Origin of the sequence: Rahnella sp. BIGb0236 (genome assembly GCF_004364755.1) — a bacterium.
Classification (GTDB): Bacteria; Pseudomonadota; Gammaproteobacteria; order Enterobacterales; family Enterobacteriaceae; genus Rahnella; species Rahnella victoriana.
Genome location: NZ_SOAO01000006.1, coordinates 35,710 through 62,384, shown reverse-complemented (window position 1 = coordinate 62,384; position 26,675 = coordinate 35,710). Strand labels below are relative to the sequence as shown.

General features: G+C 53.8%; 22 protein-coding genes and 4 tRNA genes. 24 read left to right on the top strand and 2 right to left on the bottom strand.

All coding sequences use genetic code 11. From position 1 onward, the window contains the following. Positions 1 to 192: 192 nt before the first annotated feature. A complete protein-coding gene (locus EDF78_RS13865; RefSeq protein WP_131693260.1) occupies positions 193 to 1,230 on the bottom strand; it encodes an aminopeptidase in 1,038 nt (345 codons plus the stop codon). Between the two features lie 250 nt (positions 1,231 to 1,480). On the opposite strand from EDF78_RS13865, the gene cysG reads away from it, so the two are divergent. The 13 genes from cysG (at position 1,481) to rpoS (ending at position 12,731) form a co-directional block, all read left to right on the top strand. Beyond that, positions 1,481 to 2,905 carry a siroheme synthase CysG gene (gene cysG / locus EDF78_RS13860; RefSeq protein WP_131693259.1) on the top strand — a complete coding sequence of 475 codons (1,425 nt, stop codon included), beginning with the start codon at positions 1,481 to 1,483 and terminating at the stop codon, positions 2,903 to 2,905. A gap of 10 nt (positions 2,906 to 2,915) precedes the next feature. Further along, positions 2,916 to 3,824: a sulfate adenylyltransferase subunit CysD gene (gene cysD, locus EDF78_RS13855; RefSeq protein WP_047609197.1), complete on the top strand. Its 909-nt coding sequence runs from the start codon at positions 2,916 to 2,918 to the stop codon at positions 3,822 to 3,824. Between the two features lie 13 nt (positions 3,825 to 3,837). Continuing rightward, on the top strand, positions 3,838 to 5,265 hold the full coding sequence (gene cysN, locus EDF78_RS13850; RefSeq protein WP_131693258.1) for a sulfate adenylyltransferase subunit CysN: 1,428 nt from the start codon (positions 3,838 to 3,840) through the stop codon (positions 5,263 to 5,265). Between the two features lies 1 nt (position 5,266). Then, positions 5,267 to 5,890: an adenylyl-sulfate kinase gene (gene cysC, locus EDF78_RS13845; RefSeq protein ID WP_095923518.1), complete on the top strand. Its 624-nt coding sequence runs from the start codon at positions 5,267 to 5,269 to the stop codon at positions 5,888 to 5,890. Between the two features lie 59 nt (positions 5,891 to 5,949). Beyond that, on the top strand, positions 5,950 to 6,330 hold the full coding sequence (locus EDF78_RS13840) for a DUF3561 family protein (RefSeq protein WP_133823314.1): 381 nt from the start codon (positions 5,950 to 5,952) through the stop codon (positions 6,328 to 6,330). 167 nt (positions 6,331 to 6,497) lie between these two features. Continuing rightward, positions 6,498 to 6,818: a cell division protein FtsB gene (ftsB, locus tag EDF78_RS13835; protein ID WP_095923516.1), complete on the top strand. Its 321-nt coding sequence runs from the start codon at positions 6,498 to 6,500 to the stop codon at positions 6,816 to 6,818. A gap of 2 nt (positions 6,819 to 6,820) precedes the next feature. Then, entirely contained in the window at positions 6,821 to 7,540 is a 720-nt protein-coding gene (ispD, locus tag EDF78_RS13830; RefSeq protein ID WP_095923515.1) for a 2-C-methyl-D-erythritol 4-phosphate cytidylyltransferase, read from the top strand. Then, complete coding sequence (gene ispF, locus EDF78_RS13825; RefSeq protein WP_015695903.1) at positions 7,540 to 8,013, top strand: 2-C-methyl-D-erythritol 2,4-cyclodiphosphate synthase; 474 nt, start codon at positions 7,540 to 7,542, stop codon at positions 8,011 to 8,013. The genes ispD and ispF overlap by 1 nt, the downstream gene beginning before the upstream one ends. Positions 8,014 to 8,035: 22 nt before the next feature. Next, a complete protein-coding gene (truD, locus tag EDF78_RS13820; protein WP_162928589.1) occupies positions 8,036 to 9,082 on the top strand; it encodes a tRNA pseudouridine(13) synthase TruD in 1,047 nt (348 codons plus the stop codon). Then, positions 9,063 to 9,827: a 5'/3'-nucleotidase SurE gene (gene surE, locus EDF78_RS13815; RefSeq protein ID WP_166654458.1), complete on the top strand. Its 765-nt coding sequence runs from the start codon at positions 9,063 to 9,065 to the stop codon at positions 9,825 to 9,827. Before truD ends, surE begins: the two co-directional genes overlap by 20 nt. Continuing rightward, a complete protein-coding gene (locus tag EDF78_RS13810; RefSeq protein ID WP_095923514.1) occupies positions 9,817 to 10,443 on the top strand; it encodes a protein-L-isoaspartate(D-aspartate) O-methyltransferase in 627 nt (208 codons plus the stop codon). The genes surE and EDF78_RS13810 overlap by 11 nt, the downstream gene beginning before the upstream one ends. A 230-nt stretch (positions 10,444 to 10,673) precedes the next feature. Further along, positions 10,674 to 11,693, top strand: coding sequence for a murein hydrolase activator NlpD (gene nlpD / locus EDF78_RS13805; RefSeq protein WP_133823313.1), 1,020 nt, complete (start codon positions 10,674 to 10,676; stop codon positions 11,691 to 11,693). A 51-nt stretch (positions 11,694 to 11,744) separates the two neighbouring features. Further along, the gene (rpoS, locus tag EDF78_RS13800; protein ID WP_095923512.1) at positions 11,745 to 12,731 is read left to right on the top strand and encodes an RNA polymerase sigma factor RpoS; all 987 of its coding nucleotides are present in this window, start codon (positions 11,745 to 11,747) and stop codon (positions 12,729 to 12,731) included. Positions 12,732 to 12,840: 109 nt separating this feature from the next. Here rpoS and mutS read toward each other — a convergent pair whose 3' ends face one another. Further along, positions 12,841 to 15,396: a DNA mismatch repair protein MutS gene (gene mutS / locus EDF78_RS13795; protein WP_133823312.1), complete on the bottom strand. Its 2,556-nt coding sequence runs from the start codon at positions 15,394 to 15,396 to the stop codon at positions 12,841 to 12,843. Between the two features lie 423 nt (positions 15,397 to 15,819). On the opposite strand from mutS, the gene EDF78_RS13790 reads away from it, so the two are divergent. From EDF78_RS13790 to EDF78_RS13735, 11 genes are all read left to right on the top strand, one after another. Beyond that, complete coding sequence (locus tag EDF78_RS13790) at positions 15,820 to 18,480, top strand: hypothetical protein (RefSeq protein WP_133823311.1); 2,661 nt, start codon at positions 15,820 to 15,822, stop codon at positions 18,478 to 18,480. Positions 18,481 to 18,633: 153 nt separating this feature from the next. After that, positions 18,634 to 19,737: a lytic murein transglycosylase B gene (gene mltB, locus EDF78_RS13785; protein WP_119823249.1), complete on the top strand. Its 1,104-nt coding sequence runs from the start codon at positions 18,634 to 18,636 to the stop codon at positions 19,735 to 19,737. Between the two features lie 156 nt (positions 19,738 to 19,893). Further along, the gene (gene pncC, locus EDF78_RS13780; protein ID WP_133823310.1) at positions 19,894 to 20,388 is read left to right on the top strand and encodes a nicotinamide-nucleotide amidase; all 495 of its coding nucleotides are present in this window, start codon (positions 19,894 to 19,896) and stop codon (positions 20,386 to 20,388) included. Between the two features lie 107 nt (positions 20,389 to 20,495). Next, positions 20,496 to 21,560 (top strand): recombinase RecA, encoded by a 1,065-nt coding sequence (gene recA, locus EDF78_RS13775; RefSeq protein ID WP_133823309.1) that lies wholly within the window; start codon positions 20,496 to 20,498, stop codon positions 21,558 to 21,560. 243 nt (positions 21,561 to 21,803) lie between these two features. Further along, positions 21,804 to 22,370, top strand: a complete 567-nt coding sequence (recX, locus tag EDF78_RS13770) for a recombination regulator RecX (RefSeq protein ID WP_208294477.1) — start codon at positions 21,804 to 21,806, stop codon at positions 22,368 to 22,370. Between the two features lie 138 nt (positions 22,371 to 22,508). Beyond that, positions 22,509 to 25,139, top strand: a complete 2,631-nt coding sequence (alaS, locus tag EDF78_RS13760) for an alanine--tRNA ligase (protein ID WP_133823307.1) — start codon at positions 22,509 to 22,511, stop codon at positions 25,137 to 25,139. A 253-nt stretch (positions 25,140 to 25,392) separates the two neighbouring features. Next, positions 25,393 to 25,578, top strand: coding sequence for a carbon storage regulator CsrA (gene csrA / locus EDF78_RS13755; RefSeq protein WP_013574027.1), 186 nt, complete (start codon positions 25,393 to 25,395; stop codon positions 25,576 to 25,578). Between the two features lie 325 nt (positions 25,579 to 25,903). Further along, positions 25,904 to 25,996, top strand: a tRNA-Ser gene (locus EDF78_RS13750). Between the two features lie 8 nt (positions 25,997 to 26,004). Beyond that, positions 26,005 to 26,081: transfer RNA gene (locus EDF78_RS13745), tRNA-Arg, on the top strand. A 110-nt stretch (positions 26,082 to 26,191) separates the two neighbouring features. Continuing rightward, positions 26,192 to 26,268: transfer RNA gene (locus tag EDF78_RS13740), tRNA-Arg, on the top strand. 44 nt (positions 26,269 to 26,312) lie between these two features. After that, positions 26,313 to 26,389, top strand: a tRNA-Arg gene (locus tag EDF78_RS13735). Positions 26,390 to 26,675 lie beyond the last annotated feature (286 nt).

Genomic DNA, 26,675 nt, shown 5'->3' with positions numbered 1-26,675 from the left:
CCGAATTATTTAGGGGATTCCTGTTATTAGCGTCTCAACTCCCCCTATTCGGGTTGCAGATGCGTTGGCTGCGCGCTCTTACCCCGGTCACATAGTGATCTATGCTCCCGGGGATGCGTTTACTTGCCGCCTTCCTGCAACCCGAATTATTTAGGGGATTCCAGATAAGAATCCCTTAAATTGTCCTCTTAATCAGGCGTGTTTCGCCGGTTTCGCCAGATCCCTCAGCAGCGGATAAAGCACTTTCACCGTATCGCGTGAGCGTTTTTCAATGCGGCCCGGCAGGGCTTTATCCAGATATTGCAGATTGTCGAACTGGCTTTGATAACGCGTGGTGCCCAGCGGGAAATGGCGGGTGATGGCACGTTGCTGTTCGCCGTCTTTTTTACCCAGCGCAAAGTTGGTTGCGGTGACGTTCAGCAGGGGCAGGCGGGCGTTATCCAGCGCGCTGATGCCGTCGCAGCAATGCGCGCCTTCGTGGCTTTCCGCCGGGATCCCCAGACTGCGTGCAATGGCCAGTGCCCGTACGCGGGTCAGTTTCGCCACCGCGGCGGAGGTGTTTACGCCGCTGTTGAAATACAACCGGTCGCCGGTGATCAGCGAATTCAGGTTGATGACCAGCAGGGTGTTTTTCTTCTCTTCGGCGCTCATGCGGTTCACAAAATCTTCCGCCCCTTTTGCGCCGGTCTCTTCCGCACTCAGCGCCACGAAACGCAGACTGTAATGCGTCGGGATGGCCTGCATCCGTTCCGCCAGTTCCAGCATCACACCGACGCCTGAGGCGTTATCATCCACGCCCTGCAAGGTCAGGCCGCCGAGATTATGGTTGGTGTCGTTATCGCTTTGCGGCACGTAGGTATCAAAATGCGCCATCACGATAATTTGCTGCGGCACCTCACCGGCGCGGGCGGCAATCACTGACGTGGCGTGAATATTCTGCCAGTTCTTTTTGCCTGCGTTGTTGGTGTACAGATAGCGGGTATCGAAGCCGCGTAAATCGCTCTTATAGCCTAATTTATTGAATTGCTGATTCAGATAATCCGCCGCGATAAGTTCTGCGGGACTGCCGGCCATGCGACCGGGAAAGTAGGTGGCGATATGGCGAATCTGCTGGCTGGCGATCATGCCCATCGCCGGAAGCGGGGCGGACGCCGCCAGCGCATGACCCAAACCGGCACAGCTGAGGCTCAGGGCCAGCAGTGTCCGCGTCATGCGTGAAAAAGAAAACATAGCCAAAAATCCTTATTTGCTGGTCAAAACGACCGGAAGGCAATCAAACAACAGGCCGCGTGGGGCGGTCTTACTGGGGCTACAGTATGCGATTGTCTGCGTCATTAGACAATTTCCCGTTATCCCAAACCGCTCTTTTTGCCGGGCTATATTCCATTTAGTAACTATTCATTCCTTTTCGTCATTTCAGATCAAATATTGCCTGCACGTATAGTTTGTTTATTAATCCTGATAATCAATTAAGGCTTTTGTGGACTATCTACCAATATTTGCCGACCTCAAACAACGCCCTGTGCTGGTTGTGGGAGGTGGCGAAGTCGCTGCTCGCAAAATCGATCTTCTCCTGCGGGCGGGTGCGCAAGTACGGATAGTCGCACAGGCACTTTCTCCCGAACTGGAACAACGCAGACAGGCCGCTGAAATCAGCTGGTCAGCTCAGGCTTTTCTGCCGGAACAGCTCGATGATGTGTTTCTGGTGATTGCCGCCACCGATGATGCCGCGCTGAATGCTGAAGTGTTTGAGCAGGCCAACCGCCGTCATCTGCTGGCTAACGTCGTGGACGATCAGCCGAAGTGCTCTTTCATTTTCCCCTCGATTGTCGACCGTTCGCCGATCGTGGTGGCGATTTCGTCCAGCGGCAAAGCCCCCGTGCTCGCCAGAATGCTGCGCGAAAAGCTGGAAACCTTGCTGCCAACCAGTCTGGGACAAATGGCCGATATCGCCGGACGCTGGCGCGACAATGTCAAAACGCAGTTCAGTTCCATGCGTGCGCGCCGTCGTTTCTGGGAACAGCTGTTTGCCGGGCGTTTTGCCAGCCTTGCTTCTTCGGGAAAGCTCGCAGAAGCCGAACAAGCTCTGCAACAACAGTTAGAAAGTGCGGAAGACATCTCGCACAACGGCAATGTCACGCTGGTCGGCGCGGGACCGGGTGATGCAGGATTGCTCACCTTACGCGGGTTGCAGGTGATGCAGCAGGCAGATGTGGTGCTTTACGATCATCTGGTCAGCGAAGATGTTCTGGATCTGGTTCGCCGCGATGCGGACAAAATCTGCGTCGGTAAACGCGCGGGCAGTCATTCTGTCGCGCAGGAAGAAACCAACCGTCTGCTGGTCGAACTGGCGCAGCAGGGGAAAAAAGTCGTGCGCCTCAAGGGCGGTGACCCGTTTATTTTCGGTCGAGGCGGCGAAGAATTACAGGCGGTGCAGGCCGCGGGCATTCCTTTCCAGGTGGTGCCGGGCGTGACGGCAGCGGCGGGCGCGACGGCGTATGCCGGGATCCCGCTGACGCACCGTGATTACGCGCAGAGTGTGATATTCGTGACCGGCCATTGCCGCCCGGAAAATAACGGCGTGCAGTGGGAAACCCTCGCGAAAGGCCAGCAAACATTGGCGATTTACATGGGTACGCTCAAGGCCGCTGACATCAGCCAGCAACTGATCGCCCATGGTCGCGCAGCAAATACGCCCGTCGCGGTTATCGGACGGGGAACGCGTTCTGATCAGCAGGTACTGACCGGAACACTCGATAATCTTGAACATCTGGCTCAACAGGCGCCGACGCCGGCGTTACTGGTGATTGGTGAAGTGGTATCACTTCATCAGCAACTGGCCTGGTTTGGGCATCATCCTGAGACTGACGGCACTCAACGTCCGTCGGTTGTGAATTTGGCTTAAAGGATCTGTTATGGACGAAAAACGACTGACTCATTTGCGGCAACTGGAGGCGGAGAGTATCCATATCATCCGTGAAGTGGCTGCTGAATTCGCCAACCCGGTGATGATGTACTCCATCGGGAAAGATTCCTCGGTGATGCTGCATCTGGCACGTAAAGCCTTCTTCCCGGGTACCTTGCCGTTCCCGCTGCTGCATGTGGATACCGGCTGGAAATTCCGCGAAATGTACGAATTCCGCGACCGCACGGCGAAGAACTACGGTTTTGAACTGCTGGTGCATAAAAACCCGGAAGGCGTGGCAATGGGCATCAACCCGTTCGTGCATGGCAGTGCCAAACACACCGATATCATGAAAACCGAAGGTCTGAAGCAGGCGCTGAATAAATACGGCTTTGATGCGGCTTTCGGTGGCGCACGCCGTGATGAAGAAAAATCCCGTGCCAAAGAGCGTATTTATTCGTTCCGTGACCGCTTCCACCGCTGGGATCCAAAAAACCAGCGCCCGGAACTGTGGCACAACTACAACGGCCAGATTAACAAAGGCGAAAGCATCCGCGTGTTCCCGCTCTCCAACTGGACTGAGCTGGATATCTGGCAGTACATCTATCTGGAAAACATCGAGATCGTTCCGCTGTATCTGGCCGCGCCGCGTCCGGTTCTGGAGCGCGACGGGATGCTGCTGATGGTCGATGACGATCGTATTGATCTGCAACCGGGCGAAGTGATCGAGAAGAAAATGGTGCGTTTCCGCACATTAGGTTGCTGGCCGCTGACCGGTGCCGTTGAATCCGGGGCGCAAACGCTGCCGGAGATCATCGAAGAAATGCTGGTGTCGACCACCAGTGAACGTCAGGGACGCGCGATCGACCGTGATCAGGCCGGTTCGATGGAACTGAAAAAGCGTCAAGGGTACTTCTGAGGAGCCGCAGCTAATGAATAACGCAATTGCACAACAAATCGCGGAGCAGGGCGGCGTCGAAGCTTACCTGCACGCTCAGCAACACAAAAGCCTGCTGCGCTTCCTGACCTGCGGCAGCGTCGATGACGGCAAAAGTACCCTGATCGGTCGTCTGCTGCATGACACCCGTCAGATCTACGAAGATCAGTTGTCTTCACTGCATAACGACAGCAAACGTCACGGTACCCAGGGCGAGAAACTGGATCTGGCGTTGCTGGTGGATGGCCTACAGGCTGAACGCGAGCAGGGCATCACCATTGACGTGGCTTACCGCTATTTCTCTACCGAGAAACGTAAGTTCATCATCGCTGACACGCCGGGGCACGAACAGTACACCCGCAACATGGCGACCGGTGCATCGACCTGTGATCTGGCGATCTTATTGATCGACGCCCGTAAAGGCGTGCTGGATCAAACCCGCCGTCACAGCTTCATTGCGACCTTGCTCGGGATCCGCCATCTGGTGGTGGCCGTCAACAAAATGGATCTGGTGGATTACAGCGAAGCGGTTTACGAGCAATTTAAACAGGATTATCTGGATTTCGCTCAGCAACTGCCGACCGATCTGGACATCAAATTTGTGCCGCTGTCGGCGCTGGAAGGCGATAACGTCGCCACGCCAAGCGGGAAAATGAGCTGGTACACCGGCCCGACGCTGCTCGACGTGCTGGAAACCGTCAACATCATTAACATCCGTGAACAGCAGCCGATGCGCTTCCCGGTGCAGTATGTGAACCGTCCGAACCTCGATTTCCGGGGTTATGCCGGTACGCTGGCATCCGGCTCCGTGCGTGTCGGTCAGAAAGTGAAAGTGCTGCCGTCCGGTGTGGAATCCACCGTGGCGCGCATTGTAACTTTCGATGGTGATTTGCAGGAAGCCTGGGCAGGCGAAGCGATTACGCTGGTGCTGGCTGATGAACGTGACATCAGCCGTGGCGACACGCTGGTGGACGCAGAAGAAACCGTCAAACCGGTACAGAATGCCAAAGTCGATGTGGTGTGGATGGCAGAACAGCCACTGAGCGTGGGCCAGAGCTACGACATTAAAGTCGGCGGAAAAAAAGCCCGTGCGCGGGTGGAAAATATCGAATATCAGGTCGAGATCAACACCCTGACGCAGCGCGTGGTGGAAAACCTGCCGCTCAACGGTATTGGCCTGGTGGAACTGACCTTCGACGAACCGCTGGTGCTGGATAACTACCAGAGCAACGCGGTGACCGGTGGCATGATCTTTATTGATCGCCTGACCAACGTGACGGTCGGTGCCGGTCTGGTGCGTGAGGCCGTTGAGCAGGTTTATCAGGAATCGGATAAATACAGTGCATTTGAGCTGGAACTGAACAGTCTGGTCCGCCGTCACTTCCCGCACTGGGGCGCACGCGATTTACTGGGTGGCAAATAAGATGGCCTCACCGGACGGCGCTTTACGCAAAGATGAGAACGTTGTCTGGCATCCGCACGCGGTGACGCGTGCGGATCGCGAAAAGCAACATGGTCATCGCGGCGCGGTGTTGTGGTTCACCGGGCTTTCTGGCTCGGGGAAATCCACCGTGGCCGGTGCTCTGGAGCAGGCACTGCATGCTCAGGGTGTCAGCACTTATCTGCTGGATGGCGACAATGTCCGCCACGGACTTTGCCGTGATCTGGGCTTCACCGACGATGACCGTCGTGAAAACATCCGCCGTGTGGGGGAAGTGGCAAAACTGATGGTGGATGCCGGACAGGTGGTGCTGACCGCGTTCATTTCGCCACACCGTGCCGAGCGTGACATGGTGCGTGATTTGCTGGAAGACGGTCAGTTTATTGAAGTGTTTGTGGATACGCCGCTGGCGATCTGCGAGGCACGGGATCCGAAAGGGTTATACAAGAAAGCCCGTGCCGGAGAGCTGAAAAACTTCACCGGCATTGACTCCGAATATCAGCCGCCGGAGACCCCGGATGTGCATCTTGATGGTGAACAATTGGTAACACAATTGGTGCCTCAATTATTAGAAGTGATGCGCCAGCGCGCTATTATCAATCCCTGAATGTTGCCGGCCAAACGCCACAGAGCGTGCCGGTTTACACTGAAATACAGGGATCATCTATGCAGGCATTACTCAGCAGACTTGTCAGCCGGATCCGTGTGGATCGTCGCGGGGAACTCAGCCCGCGGACACCCGTGCTGGCACAGACAACTGACAATCCGGATACTGAAGAACCGTCTTACTCCATGCAGGGCGGGTTTATCGGTTTCGTCTTCTACTGGCTGGCCTTTGCGATCCCTTTTCTGGTTTACGGTTCCAATACCCTGTTTTTCCTGCTTTACACCTGGCCGTTCTTTCTGGCGCTGATGCCGGTTTCCGTCCTGATAGGTATTGCGTTCAGCATGTTCTTTCGCGGTTGCTGGTTTAAAAGCGCAGTGGCGAGTGCGATCTGCGTCATTGGCATGTTCTGGACGGTCTTCTCCTTCCTGTCTGGCTGGTGATTTTTTCTGGCGGTTTTCCCTGCAAATTCCCTTCACGATGTAACCCATTGTGTCATTCTCACCCATAATTGCGTGCGTAAGTCTGATTCTCACCGGCATTTGCCCTGCCATAGTGGAGTCAGAGGGAAAGTTGTGGGATGATTGTCCAGCTTTTTTAGGGGGCGGGGATGGGCAAACTAACACTGCTATTACTGATTTTACTTGGCTGGCTACAGTATTCGCTGTGGCTGGGTAAGAATGGTATTCACGATTATGTACGTGTAAATGATGACGTTCAGGTGCAACAAGTTAATAACGGCAAACTGAAATCACGTAATGATCAACTTTTCGCAGAAATCGACGATTTAAATGGTGGTCAGGAAGCGATCGAAGAACGCGCGCGCAACGAACTGAGCATGATTAAACCCGGCGAGACTTTCTATCGTCTGGTGCCTGACAACAAACGTGCGCCGGGCAGCACCGTTTCGCAAAACAACCTGAATCAATAGCCATGAGTCATACCGCAGTTTCCCTTCCAGAGGTCATTGCCGTGTTACCGGCTGCCGGTATTGGCAGCCGTATGCAGGCAGAATGCCCCAAGCAGTACCTTTCTGTCGGCGGTAAAACGCTGATAGAACATTCCATTCTCGCTTTGCTGCAAAGCGGCAAAGTCAGTCAGGTTATCGTGGCATTAAGCCCGCATGACACGCACTTCCATCAGCTTCCCATTGCCGGTGATCCGCGTATCCGCGTGGTGACAGGCGGTGCGGAACGCGCTGAGTCGGTGATGGCCGGACTGGACGTCGCCGGAGACCACGGCTGGGTGCTGGTGCATGACGCCGCGCGGCCATGCCTGCACCCTGATGATCTCAATAATCTGCTGGCGATTGCGGCCACCAGTAAAGTGGGCGGCATCCTCGCCGCGCCGGTGCGTGACACCATGAAGCGGGGCGAACCGGGCATTGCAGCGATTGCCCATACGGTTGACCGTCAGGATCTCTGGCATGCGCTGACACCGCAATTTTTCCCGCTCGAATTACTGAAAACCTGCCTGCGCCGTGCACTCAATGAAGGTGCGGTGATCACAGATGAAGCCTCGGCAATGGAATATTGCGGTTTTCATCCTATGCTGATCCCGGCACGGGCCGATAATATTAAAGTCACCCGACCAGAAGATCTGGCGCTGGCTGAATTCTATTTAACCCGCTTATCCCAGGAGGAGAACGCATAATGCGTATCGGTCACGGTTTTGATGTACATAAATTTGGCGGCGAAGGCCCGCTGGTGATCGGTGGTGTGCGTATCCCTTATCCGCAGGGTTTACTGGCGCATTCTGACGGTGACGTGGCGCTGCACGCGGCCACGGATGCACTGCTCGGCGCGGCTGCGCTGGGGGATATCGGCAAGCTTTTCCCGGATACCGATCCGGCCTTCAAAGGCGCTGACAGCCGTGAACTGCTGCGCGAAGCTTATCGCCGTATCCGTGCGAAGGGCTACAAGCTGGGCAATCTGGACATCACGATCATTGCCCAGGCACCGAAAATGGCGCCGCACATCCCGCAGATGCGTGTGTTTCTGGCCGAAGATTTGCAATGCCATATGGATGACGTCAACGTAAAAGCCACCACCACCGAACAGCTGGGTTTTACCGGCCGTGGCGAAGGTATCGCCTGCGAAGCCGTTGCCCTGCTGATTAAGGAATAATGTTGTGGAAGATTACCGCATGATAGATATGTCCCGACTCACCTGGTTACTGGGTGAGCCTGTTGCCACCGGCCAGCTGAAAGCCAATCCCGAAGACTTTATTGTCGAAGAGGATCTGGGTTTTGAGCCGGACGGCGAAGGTGAACATCTGTTGGTGCGGATCCGCAAGAATGGCTGTAACACGCAGTTTGTCGCAGAGCAGCTGGCGCGGTTTGCCAAAGTGCATCCGCGTGACGTCAGTTACGCCGGTCTCAAAGACCGCCATGCGGTCACCGAACAATGGTTTTGCCTGCATCTGCCGGGCAAGGCTGATCCGGATTTAAGTCAGTTTGACCTTGAAGGCTGCGAAGTGGTGCGTGCCTCACGCCATCGCAAAAAAATGCGTATCGGTACCCTGAAAGGTAATGCGTTTACGCTGGTGCTGCGTCAGGTCAGCGATATTGCGGATGTCGTAGCGCGTCTGGAAAAAATTACCCAACAGGGCGTACCGAACTATTTCGGCACACAGCGCTTTGGTCGTGGTGGCAACAATCTGGTGCAGGCGAAACGCTGGGCGACCAACGAAGCCCGTCCGAAAGAACGCGCCAAACGCAGTTTCTATCTTTCCGCCAGCCGCAGCGCGATGTTCAATATCGTCGCCAGTCAGCGTCTGGCCGACGGCACCGTGCGTCAGCCAATGCTGGGTGATGCCCTGCAACTGAGCGGGCGCGGCAGCTGGTTTGTGGCGAAAGCCGAAGAGTTTGCATCGCTGCAACCGCGCGTTGAAAGCGGTGAACTGCTGGTGACGGCACCTTTACCCGGTGACGGTCCGCTGGGCACGCTGGAAGACGCCGAAGCGTTCGAGCAAACCTGTCTCAGCGACCAGACGGATTTGCTGTCACTGCTGAAACGCGAGCGCGTCGAACCGGCACGTCGTGCCATCATGCTGCAACCTTTGCAGATGCAATGGCAGCGCTGGGATGACGTCACTCTGGAACTCAAATTCTGGTTACCGGCCGGCAGTTATGCCACCAGCGTGGTGCGTGAACTGATGAATCTGGATGAAGCTGATGCGGATATTACTGAGTAACGACGACGGCGTTCTGGCTCCCGGCATACAGGCGCTGGCGTCCGCGCTGCGTGAGTTTGCCGACGTGAAGCTGGTGGCCCCTGACCGTAACCGCAGCGGCGCATCGAATGCGCTGACGCTGGACGGTCCGTTGCGTATTCAGTCCTATCCCAACGGTGATACCGCCGTGATTAACGGCACACCGACTGATTGTGTCTATCTCGGCGTGAACACGCTGATGCGCCCGAAGCCGGATATCGTGGTGTCTGGCATTAATGCCGGACCGAACCTGGGCGACGATGTGATTTACTCCGGTACGGTCGCCGCCGCGATGGAAGGCCGTCATCTGGGCTTTCCGGCGCTGGCGGTTTCGCTGGACGGTCATCAGCATTACGACACGGCGGCGATCATCACTTGTCGTATTCTCAGGGCGCTGGCGCGTGAGCCTTTGCGTACTGGCAAAATTCTGAATATTAACGTCCCGGATCTGCCGCTTTCGCAGATTAAAGGGATCAAAGTGACGCGTTGTGGTAGCCGTCATCCGGCCGAGCAGGTATTTTGTCAGCAGGATCCGCGCGGTCAGGACTTGTACTGGATTGGCCCGCCGGGCGATAAGTTTGATGTCGCACCTGATACCGATTTTGCTGCCGTGGCGCAAGGTTACGTGTCAGTGACGCCACTGCAGGTGGATTTGACCGCTTATGCGGCTCAGGATGTCGTGGTCTCATGGTTGGAAAAGGCCGGGGTGAGCGCGAATGGTGAATAAGCCGATGTACAACCTGCTGGAACAACTGCGCCAGCAGGGCATTCATGATGAAAAACTGTTGCATGCCATTGAATCTGTGCCGCGTGAGCGTTTCGTGGACGAGGCATTTCAGCACAAAGCTTACGAAAACACCGCGTTGCCTATTGGCTCCGGCCAGACGATTTCCCAGCCTTATACGGTGGCGAGAATGACCGAACTGCTGCGCCTTGAGCCTTCTTCCCGCGTGCTGGAAATTGGCACCGGTTCAGGCTATCAGACCGCCATTCTGGCGCATCTGGTCGGGCATGTTTTCTCGGTTGAACGCATCAAAGGCTTGCAGTGGCAGGCGAAAAGACGTCTCAAGCAGCTTGATTTGCATAACGTTTCTACCCGTCATGGCGACGGCTGGCAGGGCTGGCCTTCACGCGGTCCGTTTGATGCCATTATTGTCACCGCCGCACCCCCTGAAATACCTCAAGATTTACTGCAACAACTCGATGATGGCGGGGTTTTGATCCTGCCCGTGGGTGAAGAAAACCAGACATTGCAACGGGTCACCCGGCGTGGTGATGAGTTTGTCGCAGAGACTATCGAAGCCGTTCGTTTTGTCCCGCTGGTCAAAGGCGAACTGGCCTGAACGGCAGCCCGCAGGACTAACCCCTTAAAATTTAAATACAACTGTTATATGGTGCTGTACTGGCGATGTTGATAGCATCCACTACAGTTTTTTATGGCACAGCGGCATTCGGGCGAAGACCTGAGTGAGCGTGTTGCCTGCCCGCACCGTGTCCGATGACACGTAAAGCGCCAGCTGGCGCGGTGTGCGAGGTTAAAGAGATATTCTGAGATTGCCGTAACGGGGGAAATATGAGCACGGGAAGCCCAATAAAAACACTAAGCCGCATTGCAGTGTGTACTTTTATCAGTGCCTGGATGGCGGGATGTACGAACAATTCAACCACGTCCGCACCTATCAGCAGCGTCAATGGCGGTGGTAGCAGCGGCAATAGTAGTCAGAATACTCCGAATTCCGCTCCGCAAATGGCACCTGCCGTGGGGCCTGGTGGACACATTGTCTACAACCGCAGCTACAACTCTATTCCTAAGGGAAGTTACAGCGGCAGCACCTATCAGGTGAAGCGTGGCGACACCCTGTTCTATATTGCCTGGATCACCGGCAATGACTTCCGTGACCTGGCCGCGCGCAATAATATCCCTGCGCCATACAGCCTGGAAGTGGGGCAAACCGTCCAGATAAATAACGTCTCTTCGGCGGCCAGTACGAGCAGCACGACGGCCGTCACAGATGCGACAAATGGCGGTGTTCCGAAAGTACCAACCGGGGGAATGCTCACAGGTTCTGTGGTTGCATCTCAACCAACTACCACGTATTCTGACTCTTCTGGTAAACAGAATGTAGGCAAGATGTTGCCTTCATCAGGTGCAGTTACCACCACAACACCTGTTGCTGTAGCCAGCACTCCCGTCGCCACTTCAACAAATAATGGCGGTCCGGTTTCCTCCTGGAAATGGCCGACTGACGGGAAAATTATCGATAATTTCTCAGCTTCTGAAGGGGGAAATAAGGGGATCGATATTGCTGGTTCGCGTGGACAATCTGTCGTAGCCACTGCCTCGGGGCGTGTGGTTTATGCAGGTAATGCTCTGCGCGGTTACGGTAATCTTATCATCATCAAACACAATGATGATTACCTGAGCGCCTATGCACATAACGATACAATGCTGGTCCGGGAACAACAAGAAGTGCAGGCGGGACAAAAAATAGCGACTATAGGTAGCACCGGAACCAGTTCAGTAAGATTGCATTTTGAAATTCGTTACAAGGGGAAATCCGTAAACCCGCTGCGTTATCTTCCGCAGCGATAAATCGGGGCAGAGCATTGATTCTGCCCTCGGGACCACGGGTAGGAGCAGCTTATGAGTCAGAATACGCTGAAAGTTAACGAGTTACATGATGATGTAGATTTCGACGAGAACAGCGCTGAAGCCTTTGACGAGAAAGCAATAGTCGAAGAGACTGCCGACAACGATGCTGAAGAAGAATTGTTGTCGCAGGCTGTAAGCCAACGAGTGCTGGATGCCACTCAACTGTATCTCGGTGAAATCGGTTATTCCCCTCTGCTTACCGCAGAAGAGGAAGTTTATTTCGCACGACGCGCGCTGCGGGGAGATGTGCCTTCCCGCCGCCGTATGATTGAAAGTAACCTGCGTTTGGTGGTTAAGATTGCCCGCCGCTACAGTAACCGCGGTCTGGCACTGCTGGATTTGATCGAGGAAGGTAACCTGGGTCTGATCCGTGCGGTTGAAAAATTCGACCCTGAGCGCGGTTTCCGTTTCTCTACCTATGCAACATGGTGGATCCGTCAGACAATCGAACGGGCGATCATGAATCAAACCCGTACTATTCGTCTGCCAATTCACATCGTTAAAGAACTGAACGTTTACCTGCGTACCGCACGTGAACTTGCACATAAACTGGACCATGAACCGAGCGCGGAAGAGATTGCAGAGCAACTCGACAAGCCGGTACATGACGTCAGCCGTATGTTGCGCCTGAATGAACGCATCACTTCTGTAGATACCCCGTTGGGTGGTGACTCAGAGAAAGCGTTGTTAGATATTCTGGCGGATGAAAAAGACAACGGCCCGGAAGACACCACACAAGACGACGATATGAAACAGAGTATCGTGAAGTGGTTATTCGAGTTGAATGCAAAACAGCGTGAAGTGCTGGCGCGTCGTTTCGGCCTGCTGGGCTATGAAGCGGCAACGCTGGAAGATGTGGGCCGCGAAATTGGCCTGACACGTGAACGTGTTCGTCAGATTCAGGTAGAAGGTTTGCGTCGCCTGCGTGAAATCCTGCAGGGACAAGGGCTGAGCATTGAAGCGCTGTTCCGCGAGTAACTGACGCGTAAAACAGTCGCTGCATCATGCATGATCAGTAAGAACGAAAATAAAAACGGTGAGTTAATACTCACCGTTTTTTATGCGCGCTAATCAGGCCAGCGCAGACTTACACCATGTCTTTCAGACGATAGATCCATTCCAGCGCCTGACGTGGCGACAGGGAATCGGCATCCAGTGCTTCCAGCGCTTCGACCGCCGGAGACACCTCTTCCGTCAGCAGGGCCAGCTGCGGACCATCCACTTTGCTGGCTGCCGCATTATTCGATAACGTTTCCAGCTCTTTCAGTTTCTGACGCGCACGCTTAATCACATCGCGCGGCACACCGGCCAGTGCGGCCACGGCCAGACCGTAACTTTTGCTGGCGGCGCCGTCCTGAACACTGTGCATAAAGGCGATGGTGTCACCGTGTTCGATAGCATCCAGATGCACGTTGACCGTGCCTTCCATTTTCTCCGGCAGCGTGGTCAGTTCGAAGTAATGGGTGGCAAACAGCGTCATGGCCTTGATACGGCTGGCGAGATTTTCCGCGCAGGCCCATGCCAGCGATAAACCATCGTAGGTGGAGGTTCCGCGCCCGATCTCATCCATCAGCACCAGACTGTTTTCAGTGGCGTTATGCAGGATATTGGCGGTCTCGGTCATTTCCACCATGAAGGTCGAACGTCCGGATGCCAGGTCGTCTGCCGCCCCGACGCGGGTGAAGATACGATCGACCGGGCCGATGACGGCGGCTTCTGCCGGTACATAGCTGCCGATATGCGCCATCAGAACAATCAGTGCCGCCTGACGCATATAGGTACTTTTACCGCCCATGTTCGGACCGGTGATGATCAGCATGCGTCGCGCCGGAGACATGTTCAGCGGGTTGGAGATAAACGGCTCACTCAGCACCTGTTCCACTACCGGATGGCGGCCGCCGGTGATGTTGATTCCCGGTTTTTCGCTCATGGTCGGACAGGCGTAATTCAGTGTGTATGCGCGTTCCGCCAGATTGCTCAGCACATCCAGTTCGGCCAGCGCGCTGGCGCTTTGCTGCAACGCAGACAGGTGCGGCATCAGCAGATCGAACAGCTCTTCATACAGCGCTTTTTCCAGAGACAGGGCTTTGCCTTTGGAGGTCAGCACTTTGTCTTCGTACTCTTTCAGCTCAGGAATAATGTAGCGTTCAGCATTTTTAAGCGTCTGGCGACGGACGTAATGAATCGGCACCAGATGGCTCTGACCCCGGCTGACCTGAATGTAATAACCGTGAACGCCGTTGAAACCGACTTTCAGCGTATCCAGCCCCAGCTTTTCACGTTCGCGGATCTCCAGACGATCAAGATAATCCGTCGCGCCGTCGGCCAGCGCGCGCCACTCATCCAGCTCGGCATTATAGCCCGGGGCGATCACGCCACCGTCACGCACCAGCACCGGTGGGCTTTCGATCACAGCGCGCTCAAGCAGTTCCACCAGTTCGGTAAAGTCACCGGTTTGCTCAACCAGCGTTTTGACATGTGCGGCTTCGGTTCCCTGCAAGATCTCACGGATTTCCGGCAGTTGCTGCATCGCATGGCGCATACGGGCCAGGTCACGCGGGCGGGCGCTGCGCAGGGCGAGACGTGCAAGAATACGTTCGAGATCGCCGATCTGGCGCAGCACCGGCTGTAAATCGGCGGTGATATCCTGCAATGCGCCGATGGCTTGCTGGCGGTGGGTCAGCAGTTTGATGTCGCGGCTGGGCATGTGGATCCAGCGTTTGAGCATACGGCTGCCCATCGGGGTGACGGCCTGATCCAGCACGGCGGCCAGTGTGTTCTCGACGCCACCGCCCAGATTTTGCGTCAGCTCCAGATTCCGGCGCGTGGCTGCATCCATAATAATGCCGTCCTGCTGGCGCTCCATGGTGACACCACGGATATGCGGCAGGGCGGTGCGTTGCGTATCTTTCACATATTGCAGCAGGCAACCGGCAGCGCGTAATGCCTGCGCAGCCTGTTCAACCCCAAAGCCGCTTAAATCGCGGGTACCAAATTGCAGGTTCAGCTGCTGTTTCGCGGTTTCCAGTTCGAATTCCCACATCGGGCGACGACGCAGGCCACGGCGGGAGGCAATCAGCGGCATGGCTTCAAAGCTTTCCGGATAGAGCAATTCCGCCGGATTGGTCCGTTGTAATTCCGCTGCCATGGTTTCAAGATCGTCAGGCTGTGCGACGCGGAAACGGCCGGAACTGATATCCAGCGTGGCGTAACCAAAACCACGGCCATCTTGCCAGATTGCGGCCAGCAAATTGTCATGACGCTCACTCAGCAGAGCTTCATCACTGACCGTCCCCGGCGTGACAATACGCACAACCTTACGCTCAACCGGCCCCTTGCTCAGCGCCGGATCACCAATCTGTTCCGCAATCGCGACAGATTCACCGAGTTGCACCAGTTTCGCCAGATAGCCTTCTACCGCATGATAAGGCACGCCCGCCATCGGGATCGGCTCACCGGCAGATGCGCCACGTTTGGTCAGGGAGATGTCCATCAGCTGCGATGCGCGTTTCGCATCGTCATAAAACAGTTCGTAGAAGTCGCCCATGCGATAGAACAGCAGAACCTCCGGGTTCTCTGCTTTGAGACGCAGATACTGCTGCATCATCGGCGTGTGGGCATCCAGGTTTACATTATTTGTCATAGACTTAATCTTTTTAATCCATTTTTCGACGCGATGGGTTTAAGGATTTTTTCTGTTGCGTATCTTAGCCCAGCGGGCAAGAAGCTGTCACAACTAAAACTGGAAAGCATCGCGCAAAGCTGACATGTAACATGCCCCTCATTTGCAGAGCGTAGCGTTTTGTGAATTTGAGCATGTCGATATGGCGTATTAATACCTTTTTTATTTTTTATGAGAATAATAATAACAGGCATGATAATCATAAAATTGTGCCGTTATATTAATGCGATTGTTGTCAGGTGATATTAATAATAACAACTGCATAAAATGAATTAAGTGTTTCGATGAATGTTTTACTCCTCTGCTAGGGTGATGGCTGTTCCCGGATGACCTTATTAATACGGGATTTTTCACACTGTTTACCCATCTTTGCGGAGAAGTATTATGCAATTGCAATTCAAATTAAACATGACCAACGATGCGTGGTATCCCACTCTCGATTTGAATGAAATTAAATCAACGTCAGGCAGCGCGGTTGATATTAAAGAAAAATTAGTGATCGTATTTTCAGCACCGGGAAAAATCACTGCCGGTGATATTAACGTCGAAACTAATCCGTGGAAACCACTCGGTATTAAGGTGGAATCAACAGACGTAGGCGGCGGAATTTTCGATGTCAAAGTGATCGTCGAACCGACTGACGGTCAGCCTGTCGGCGACGCTATTCAGAAAATCCATATGGGGCTGAACGTCTCTTCTGCCGATTCGCCTGCCTGGTCTGATTTCCGTGAAACCTTTGCGCTGGCCGCAGACGAAGAGCCGGGTGTGACCGGTGAGCTGTCAGTCAGTTGCCCGCCGCTGCCCGCCGGATTAAAAAATACCGCAGTCGAACTGCGTCTGGTACGCGGCGACAAGACTCTGCGTGTTTTGCCGGGGTTTGGTCACGTGTCTACTTTCTCCGTCAACGCCGGGAATTACACTGTCATTGCGACAGATTTAAGCACGGATGACGGCACGATCCGTGTTCCTGTTAATATTGGTCAGGCAGAAATCACCATTGATAAAGGCCGCACCACGTCGCTGGCCATCACCTTCGGCGCAGTGGACCGCAGTACGACCATTGATGTTGCCCTGAATTTCTCAGGTCTTGCCGGTTTACGCGATGAAGAACTGACGCTGATTTGCAGCGAGAATGGCACGGATAAACTGAGCCTGCCGGTGCGTTCCGGCCAGCAATATCGTCTGGAACATTTACCTGTTTCAGGCCGGTTTGAAATCCGCCTCGCCGATTTACGTCTGAACAATGTTCATTATCTGTTTGATGATTACGACGGTCAGTTCGACGGTCAGTATCACAGCATTAATTACACCCAGGCACAGGTCAGCCAGCGTGGCGATTCACAGTCCAATGCGGCGAAGCTGACGGTCAGTGTGAAGGCAGACGCTGCGGTCAGTAAATCCCTGACACTGCGACTGACGGACAATTCCGTTCCGCCACGTCAGTACCGCTTTGATGCGATTGCTGCGCAAAATGGCAGCATTGAGCAGGCGGTTCTGGTTGCGCCGGGTACATATACCGTGGTTTCCGGCACCTTTATTCTCGATGGCGTCGTGCATTACGTGGATGTCAGCCCTCAGCCTTTACTGGTCAGCGCGAATGCACCGGCACAGCTGAATGTGGCGGTAGTGAAAGGGGCGAATCTGCGCGTGAAAGGTTTCCCTGAGTACCTCACCTTTGGTGCCTGCGCCAATATGGTACCGACTAACGTGGATGATTTTGCCGCGGCGCGCGTCTCTTCAATTTTCAAATATTCCGGTGATGACGGCATGGGCGATGCGGGCGATTATCTGTCACCGTCTAAAGAACCGACGCTGCAAATTATTAAAATGGCGCGGGACGTTTCCGCCAAACTGAATGAACCCGTGCTGCCGCTGATGGTGTCTTATACCTGTAACTTATCACTGGGCGATGTCACGAATATTATTGCCGATCCGGTTCGCCATAAATTCAGCTTCGCCAACTTTATTCAGTCGCTGCAAATGTCGCAGTCCCAGAAGGATGCCGAACATCCGGTGCCAGCCGGGTATATTGTCAATCCGGATTATCTCGGCGAATGCCAGAAATACGGTTTCCTGCCGACGTATGAAATTCCGGTGCGTCAGCCTCTGACCGAAGCACTGGCCCATCACAACGTCAATGTGCAGGTTCCTGCGGGCATTACCAATACCCTTAAAGGTTATATCCGTGCGGTGAACTGGCTGACGCGCGTGGTTGCGCCGGATGTGGTGCTCGGCTGGCAGGTCAACCTGTGGGGCGTCGCCGGTTCGCAGTGGGTTTACAAAGATTTCGTCTATGACGATGTGTTTGATGCCGCTGACCTGCAACATAAAAAAATGACGGTTGATCCGTTCACTGCGGGCAGACTGACGGCGCAATATGCCTTGCTGGTCGGCGTGTTTGATGACATCGAGTATATCCGTGCAGACGGTTCGCCTGATGTGGCGAAGGGCGCTGATTTTATGGCGGCAGACCGTTACGAAGCCGATGACTTCACCATCCGTTCGTATGCCAATGGTTATTGTTATTCTCCATACGAATGGGAACGCACTTTTGATTTCTGCGCTTCATTAAGTCGTCACCTGCGTCAACCGGTTCTGCCATGGCAGATCCCGGCCAGCCATCTGCCGACTTCTGCTGATGAGGTGAATGCTGATTTCAATACGCAGAACTGGGGCAGCGGCGGCAGCTACCTGATGGGGCATGCTGAAATCGGGACCTCGGTGGATGCGATCCATGAACGCCTGCTGGCGCTGAAATTCGATGCGGCTTATGCATCAATGATGGGTAACGACACCCGTGAACTGTTCTCACGTCATTCATGGGATCTGTCCACGCCGAAGTATCTGGATTTCCCGTCACGCGGTATTTTCCATGTCCACTTAGGTGGCGGTGCGACGACCGGTGTGATCAGCGGCGTGGGCGATGCCAGCAGCTGGATGCGCAACAAACTGAAAGCCTATCGTGATAATCCGGTGAAATTTGAGGAAAGCAGTGCGCTGAAATCAGGCAGCCAGTGGCGTGCTAAGTCGCCAGTGACGAAGTAATCTGACGGCGTTTTTACCGCAGGCGGGTCCGGTACAGCGGGCCCGCCCCCCGGAATCATTGTTCCTTGTAAAGACGGTGATTTTCAGTTTTTTCGGCTCTGATAATGCTCTACCATATCCGTACCTCTTTTATTGCATGGTTACGGATATCCGATGCGCCACCTGGCAGTCATTCTTCCCCTGGTTCTTACACTTTCTGCCTGTAGCAGTCACAAGCCCGCGCCACAGCCTGAAGGCCCGCGCAACCCTTTCTCCGATGGAAGAAATGCCAGCGCGAATACGGTTCCTGACGGCGGTTTTCTGCTGCAACCTGAGCATACCGGCGCGGTTCAGACCGGTGATTTCGCCTATGATCCGGCCATGAATCAGTTCGTCGACAAAATGGTGCGCGAGCACGGATTTGATCGTCAGCAACTGCATGATGTCCTTTCGCAGACCAAACGTCTGGCCTTTGTATTAAGGCTGATGGATCAGCAGGCCCCTTCCGGCCCGCCATCGACGGTGCCCAATGGCGCGTGGAACCGCTATCGCAGCAAGTTCATTACGCCGGATAACGTCCAGAACGGTGTGGTGTTCTGGAATCAGTATCAGGATGCGTTGCAGCGCGCCGAGCAGGTTTACGGCGTGCCGCCGGAAATCATTGTCGGCATTATCGGCGTGGAAACCCGCTGGGGACGCGTGATGGGCAAAACTCGTATTATCGATGCGCTGGCGACCCTGTCCTTTGCTTATCCGCGCCGGGCGGAGTACTTCTCCGGCGAGCTGGAAACCTTCCTGCTGATGTCACGGCGTGAAGGCGATGATCCGCTGAGCCTGCGCGGTTCCTTTGCGGGTGCAATGGGGTATGGTCAGTTTATGCCATCCTCTTATAAAGATTATGCCGTCGACTTCAACGGTGACGGTCATGCCAACCTGTGGGATCCGATTGATGCCATCGGCAGCGTCGCCAATTATTTCAAGGCGCACGGCTGGACGAAAGGCGCGCCAATCGCAGTACCGGCGGCAGGGCAGGCACCTCTGCTTGAGAATGGCTTCAAAACCAAATATCCGTTGTATACGCTGAAAGCGGCGGGACTGAGCCCGCTCGGTTCGCTGGGTAATTATCAGGAAGCCAGCCTGCTGCGCCTTGATATGGGCACTAATTACCAGTACTGGTACGGGCTGCCGAACTTCTACACCATCACCCGTTATAACCACAGCGTGCATTATGCGATGGCCGTGTGGCAGTTGGGCGAAGCAGTCAAAGCCGCACGCTAATCCCGGTTGCGTTGATGTCTGAAGGGCCGCAGCGAGTGGCCCTTCTTTTTTCATGCCAATTCTGAATACATCGCGCAAAACGCTTCGCCGGGACTCACAGACCGGAAGAGAAATGCTAACATCGGGTCTGGTTCAGATGACCCCTCAGGAGGGGATATGAGCGAAAAACGTTTACATGAACTGAGTGTGGAAATCGGCGTCGCGCTGAAAGCGAAAGGGGAGTGGATCACCTGTGCAGAATCCTGTACCGGCGGTCTGATTGCCAAAGCCATCACCGATATTGCGGGCAGTTCTGCGTGGTTTGATCGCGGATTTGTCACCTACAGCAATGCCGCCAAACATGAACTGCTGGGTGTTTCCGAAAGCACACTGGAGCAATATGGCGCGGTGAGCGAGCAGGTGGTGCATGAAATGGCGCAGGGCGTCCTGCATGCAGCGGGCGCGGATATTGCGGTGTCGGTCAGCGGTATCGCCGGCCCTGACGGCGGTTCAGCAGAAAAACCTGTCGGCACCGTCTGGTTCGGATTTGCCGGAAAAGACGGCCGGGTTCTGACGGCAAAACAGCAGTTTTCCGGCGATCGCGAAGCAGTGCGTTTGCAAGCTGCTGTTTTTTCGCTACAAACTGCATTGCATGAGTTTATTAAAAATTAGGCTTGATACTGTATGAGCATACAGTATAATTACTGCCAATTACCTGTACATAAATTATATTCAGTGATGCAGGCGGGATGTTCCCCTGTATCAGACGAGGAGTAAAAATGGCTATTGATGAGAACAAGCAAAAAGCGTTAGCTGCAGCACTGGGCCAGATTGAAAAGCAATTCGGTAAAGGCTCCATCATGCGTCTGGGTGAAGATCGCTCCATGGACGTTGAAACGATCTCTACCGGCTCTTTGTCTCTGGATATCGCGTTAGGTGCCGGCGGTTTGCCAATGGGCCGTATCGTTGAGATCTATGGCCCGGAATCTTCCGGTAAAACAACGCTGACCTTGCAAGTTATCGCGGCTGCACAGCGTGAAGGCAAAACCTGTGCGTTCATCGATGCAGAACACGCCCTGGACCCGATCTACGCTAAAAAACTGGGCGTGGATATCGATAACCTGCTGTGTTCTCAGCCAGATACCGGCGAACAGGCTCTGGAAATTTGTGACGCGCTGACCCGTTCAGGCGCTGTTGACGTGATCATCGTTGACTCCGTTGCCGCACTGACACCGAAAGCGGAAATCGAAGGCGAAATTGGTGACTCTCACATGGGCCTCGCGGCACGTATGATGAGCCAGGCGATGCGTAAGCTGGCCGGTAACCTGAAAAACGCCAACACCTTGCTGATCTTCATCAACCAGATCCGTATGAAAATTGGTGTGATGTTCGGTAACCCGGAAACCACCACCGGCGGTAACGCCCTGAAATTCTACGCTTCTGTGCGTCTGGATATCCGCCGTATCGGCGCGATCAAAGAAGGCGATGTGGTTGTCGGTAGCGAAACGCGTGTGAAAGTGGTGAAGAACAAAATCGCTGCGCCATTTAAACAAGCTGAATTCCAGATCATGTACGGCGAAGGCATCAATATCAACGGCGAGCTGATTGATCTCGGCGTGAAGCACAAGCTGATCGAAAAAGCCGGTGCATGGTATAGCTACAACGGTGAGAAGATTGGTCAGGGTAAAGCGAACTCCTGCAACTTCCTGAAAGAAAACCCGAAAGTGGCTGCCGAGCTGGATAAAAAACTGCGTGATATGCTGTTGAGCGGTACCGGTGAACTGAGTGCTGCGACCACGGCTGAAGATGCTGACGACAACATGGAAACCAGCGAAGAGTTTTAATTTCGCGGTTGTCTGACAAAGACATTTGAAGGGCAGGGGACTTTGTCCGTAACTTTCAAACGTCGCTAAAATGCCAGTCTGGTTCCCAGACTGGCATTTTGCATATAAGGGGAAAACCTTATGTCCGATGAAAACTTACCTGATAAAAAAATCATCGACCTGAAAAGGCTGCTGGAAGAAGTGGCGCAAAACAGCGAGTCCACACTGTTTGAGCCACAGAAAAAGGACGGCGCTGCCGCGAAAATCAACACGCTGATTAACCGCGCCATGCGTTTGCTGTCTCAGCGTGACCACGGCGAAGCCGAATTGCGCCGCAAATTACTCATTCCGCCAATGCCGTTCGTCAAACCTCAAAATAAGAAAAGCAGCTGGTCTTCGCGTAAAAAACCGGAACACAATGAGTTTGCCGACGAAGAGACGGTGCGCGCTAAACCGGCGCCGCGGCCGGTGCCGGAAGAGATCCCGGAAGAACATGTGCAGACCGTCATCGATTATTGTTATCAGCATCACTGGCTTGATGATGCCAAATTTGCCAGCCGCTATATTTCTGGCCGAAGCCATAAAGGTTACGGGGCGCAGCGCATCCGTTCGGAATTACTGCAAAAAGGTGTCGATAAAGAAACCATCCAGGTGGCGCTGGAAAATACGGAAGTCGACTGGTGTGTTCTGGCGAGGGATCTGGCGGTCAGAAAATTTGGTGAAAATTTGCCGACTGACTGGAAAGAAAAATCAAAAGTTCTGCGTTATTTGCTCTATCGGGGCTTCTTTCAGGAAGAAATACAGTCTATTTATCGCGATTTTGACGATTGACCGCATACGGTATTTTACTTCCCCGCGCAGAAATTTTATCTTATCCGCACTTTTTCGTTCGTGAGCTGTACAGATTGCTGCCATATGCAGCGTTATCCGGCTCAAGAGCCGTTCTTCCAGCATGATTCCGGGATATTTATGAGCAAGAGCACCGCTGAGATCCGTCAAGCGTTTCTCGATTTCTTCCATAGTAAGGGACACAACATTGTTTCAAGCAGTTCGCTTGTCCCGACAAACGATCCGACACTGTTGTTTACCAATGCCGGGATGAACCAATTTAAAGACGTTTTCCTCGGTCTGGATAAGCGCGATTACAACCGCGCTACCACGTCTCAGCGTTGTGTCCGCGCAGGCGGTAAACACAATGACCTCGAAAACGTCGGTTATACCGCACGTCACCACACCTTCTTCGAAATGCTGGGTAACTTCAGCTTTGGCGATTACTTCAAGCACGATGCCATCAACTACGCCTGGGAATTACTGACCGGCGAAAACTGGTTCAATCTGCCGAAAGAGAAGCTGTGGGTTACCGTCTACGAGACCGATGACGAAGCTTTTGAAATCTGGGAAAAAGAAGTCGGCGTTCCTAAAGAACGTATTATCCGCATCGGCGATAATAAAGGCGGCGCCTTCGCCTCTGACAACTTCTGGCAGATGGGTGATACCGGTCCTTGCGGCCCTTGTACCGAGATTTTCTACGATCATGGCGATCACATCTGGGGCGGCCCTCCGGGTTCTGCTGAAGAAGATGGCGACCGTTATATCGAGATCTGGAACCTGGTCTTCATGCAGTTCAACCGTCAGGCTGACGGTACCATGCTGCCGCTGCCAAAACCGTCCGTTGATACCGGGATGGGGCTTGAGCGCATCACCGCGGTGATGCAGCACGTGAACTCAAACTACGACATCGATCTGTTCCAGAAACTGATCGCGGCTGTCGCGGAAGTTACCGGTGCGACCGATCTGACCAGCAAATCCCTGCGCGTTATCGCTGACCATATCCGTTCCTGTGCGTTCCTGATTGCCGATGGCGTGATCCCATCCAATGAAAACCGTGGCTATGTGCTGCGTCGTATCATTCGTCGTGCGATCCGTCACGGCAACATGCTGGGTGCGCAAGACACGTTCTTCTACAAACTGGTTGCTCCGCTGATTGAGGTGATGGGCCCGGCGGCGACAGAACTGAAAGAACAGCAGGCGATGGTTGAGCAACTGCTGAAAACCGAAGAAGAGCAGTTTGCCCGTACTCTGGAACGCGGCCTGGCGTTGCTGGACGAAGAATTGTCCGCTCTGAAAGGCGATACGCTGGACGGCGAAATTGCTTTCCGTCTGTACGACACCTTCGGTTTCCCGCTGGATCTGACCGCGGATGTTTGCCGCGAGCGCAATCTGAAAGTTGACGAAGCCGGTTTCGAGAGAGCGATGGACGTTCAGCGTCGTCGTGCTCGTGAGTCCAGCGGCTTCAGCGCAGATTATAACAGCATGGTTCGCGTGGATGGCGTCACTCAGTTCTCCGGTTACGAACATCTGCAACGCCATTCCAAAGTGATCGCGCTGTTTGTTGATGGTCAGCCAGTGAATGAGATTGAGGCTGGCGTTAACGCGATTGTCGTGCTGGATGACACGCCGTTCTACGGTGAATCCGGTGGTCAGGTGGGCGATAAAGGCATCCTGAAAATGGCATCAGGCATTTTCTCCGTCTCGGATACGCAGAAATACGGCAAAGCGATTGGCCACCAGGGTTCCCTGAACGCCGGTAAACTGAGCATCGGCGACAGCGTCGAGGCGGAAGTTGACGCCGCGCGCCGTGACCGTATTCGTCTGAATCACTCTGCGACCCACTTGCTGCACGCCGCGTTGCGTCAGGTTCTGGGCAAACATGTGGCTCAGAAAGGTTCTCTGGTTAATGACAACTATCTGCGTTTCGACTTCTCGCATTTTGAAGCCATGAAACCTGAAGAGATCCGCCAGGTCGAAGATCTGGTGAATGCCCAGATCCGCCGCAATTTGCCTATTCAGACCACCATCATGGATCTGGAAGAAGCGAAAGAGAAAGGCGCCATGGCGCTGTTCGGTGAGAAATACGAAGACAGCGTTCGTGTGCTGAGCATGGGTGATTTCTCTACCGAACTCTGTGGTGGCACGCACGCCAGCCGTACCGGTGATATCGGTCTGTTCCGTATTCAGAGCGAATCCGGTACCGCAGCAGGTGTTCGCCGCATTGAAGGGATTACCGGTGAAAATGCCATCAATGCCCTGCATCAGCAAAGCGATTTGCTGCAGGATGTGGCACATCTGGTAAAAGGCGATGTGAACAGCATTACCGATAAAATCCGTACCCTGATTGAACGTTCACGTGTGCTGGAAAAAGAACTTCAGCAGGTGAAAGGTCAGCAAGCCGCGCAGGAAAGTGCATCACTGTCCAGCCAGGCGAAAGAAGTGAAAGGCGTTAAGCTGTTGGTTCGTCAGCTGGATAACGTAGAGCCTAAGATTCTGCGTACGATGGTTGATGATCTGAAAAATCAGTTAGGTTCAGTGATTATTGTTCTGGCGACCATTGCGGATGACAAAGTCAGCCTGATTGCCGGTGTCACGAAAGATCTGATCGATCGCGTTAAAGCAGGCGAGCTGATTGCCTCCGTTGCCCAGCAGGTGGGCGGCAAAGGCGGTGGTCGTCCTGATATGGCGCAGGCTGGTGGTAGTGATGTGCAGGCGTTACCTGCTGCTCTGGCAACGGTAGAAGCCTGGGTTGAATCTAAGCTGTCATAAGAAATAAATCGCTCACCCGGAAAACGCCATAATCTGTTGTGCTGTATGGCGTTTTCAGTCTTAATGGCAGGGTGGGCTTCGCGATTAAAGTCGCGACAATGATGATATCGGCTAAACTTAAAGTACTCATGGCTGAAGTTGCAGGCTGCTTACATTTTATGTAGGGGTCATGGCTTACGTTTTACCCGCTTATGATCGATAATGGCCGGGAAACTGAGAGACCCGACTCTTTTAATTATTCAAGGAGCAAAGAATGCTTATTCTAACTCGCCGAGTTGGTGAAACCCTCATGATTGGCGATGAGGTTACTGTTACCGTTTTAGGTGTTAAAGGTAATCAGGTGCGCATTGGTGTGAATGCGCCAAAAGAGGTCTCTGTTCACCGTGAAGAGATTTACCAGCGTATCCAGGCTGAAAAGTCTCAGCAGACGAGTTACTGATTTACGAGGCGTCTCGTCAATGGCGAGGCGCTGATCCTCTTTTGTGCGCGTTATTGATTTTCCTTTCCCTGTTTTCCTGCTTTTTTCGTTTTTTCATTTCCCTCCGTGATGTGTTCCTGATCTGCCATTCCTGAAAATGAAGACGTTTTTTCTGCGTTTACGCCCTGTTTTTGTCTTCAAACTGCGCAGGTTGCGCGTGAAATGTCCAAACGGGTGATTGTTAGGAAAAAAGGGTTTGACTTATAAGGGCCAGAAAGTAATATGTGCGCCACGCAGTGCCGATGAGCTTGAACAAAGTTAGTCAGCACACTCGCAAGAGGCGTATGGTGAGGTGGCCGAGAGGCTGAAGGCGCTCCCCTGCTAAGGGAGTATGCGGTCAAAAGCTGCATCCGGGGTTCGAATCCCCGCCTCACCGCCATTTAAAATGCACCCATAGCTCAGCTGGATAGAGTACTCGGCTACGAACCGAGCGGTCGGAAGTTCGAATCTTCCTGGGTGCACCATACTTTCCTGAACGTATGTTGATTTGCAATCAAATGAGCGTGACGGGCAAAAGCGAAAGCGGATGCAGTACGGAAAAATGGTCAGGTAAATCTGCAGTAAGAATCAAAATGCACCCATAGCTCAGCTGGATAGAGTACTCGGCTACGAACCGAGCGGTCGGAAGTTCGAATCTTCCTGGGTGCACCATTCTTTCTCTTAGTATTTCCCGAAAAACTCAGCACGACCCCAATGCACCCATAGCTCAGCTGGATAGAGTACTCGGCTACGAACCGAGCGGTCGGAAGTTCGAATCTTCCTGGGTGCACCATATTCTGAACATGTTTGAGCGACGACTTTCGTATAAGGTCCTCCGGCATGAAGGTAGCACGAATGAAGATAACGTTGCTTTAGCAACGGCCCGCAGGGCGAGGCCCCGCCGAGTCATCTTCCTGGGTGCATCCTATTCTGTGTATGTTGAAGATGTATTTGTCGTTCAGCATGAGAAAAACCCGCTTCGGCGGGTTTTTTGCTTTCTGCATTTTGCCTCCTGATTTTACCTCTTCCTTTTCATTTCCCTGATGTTTCCTACGTGTTCGGATGTGCTGTAGGTGTGG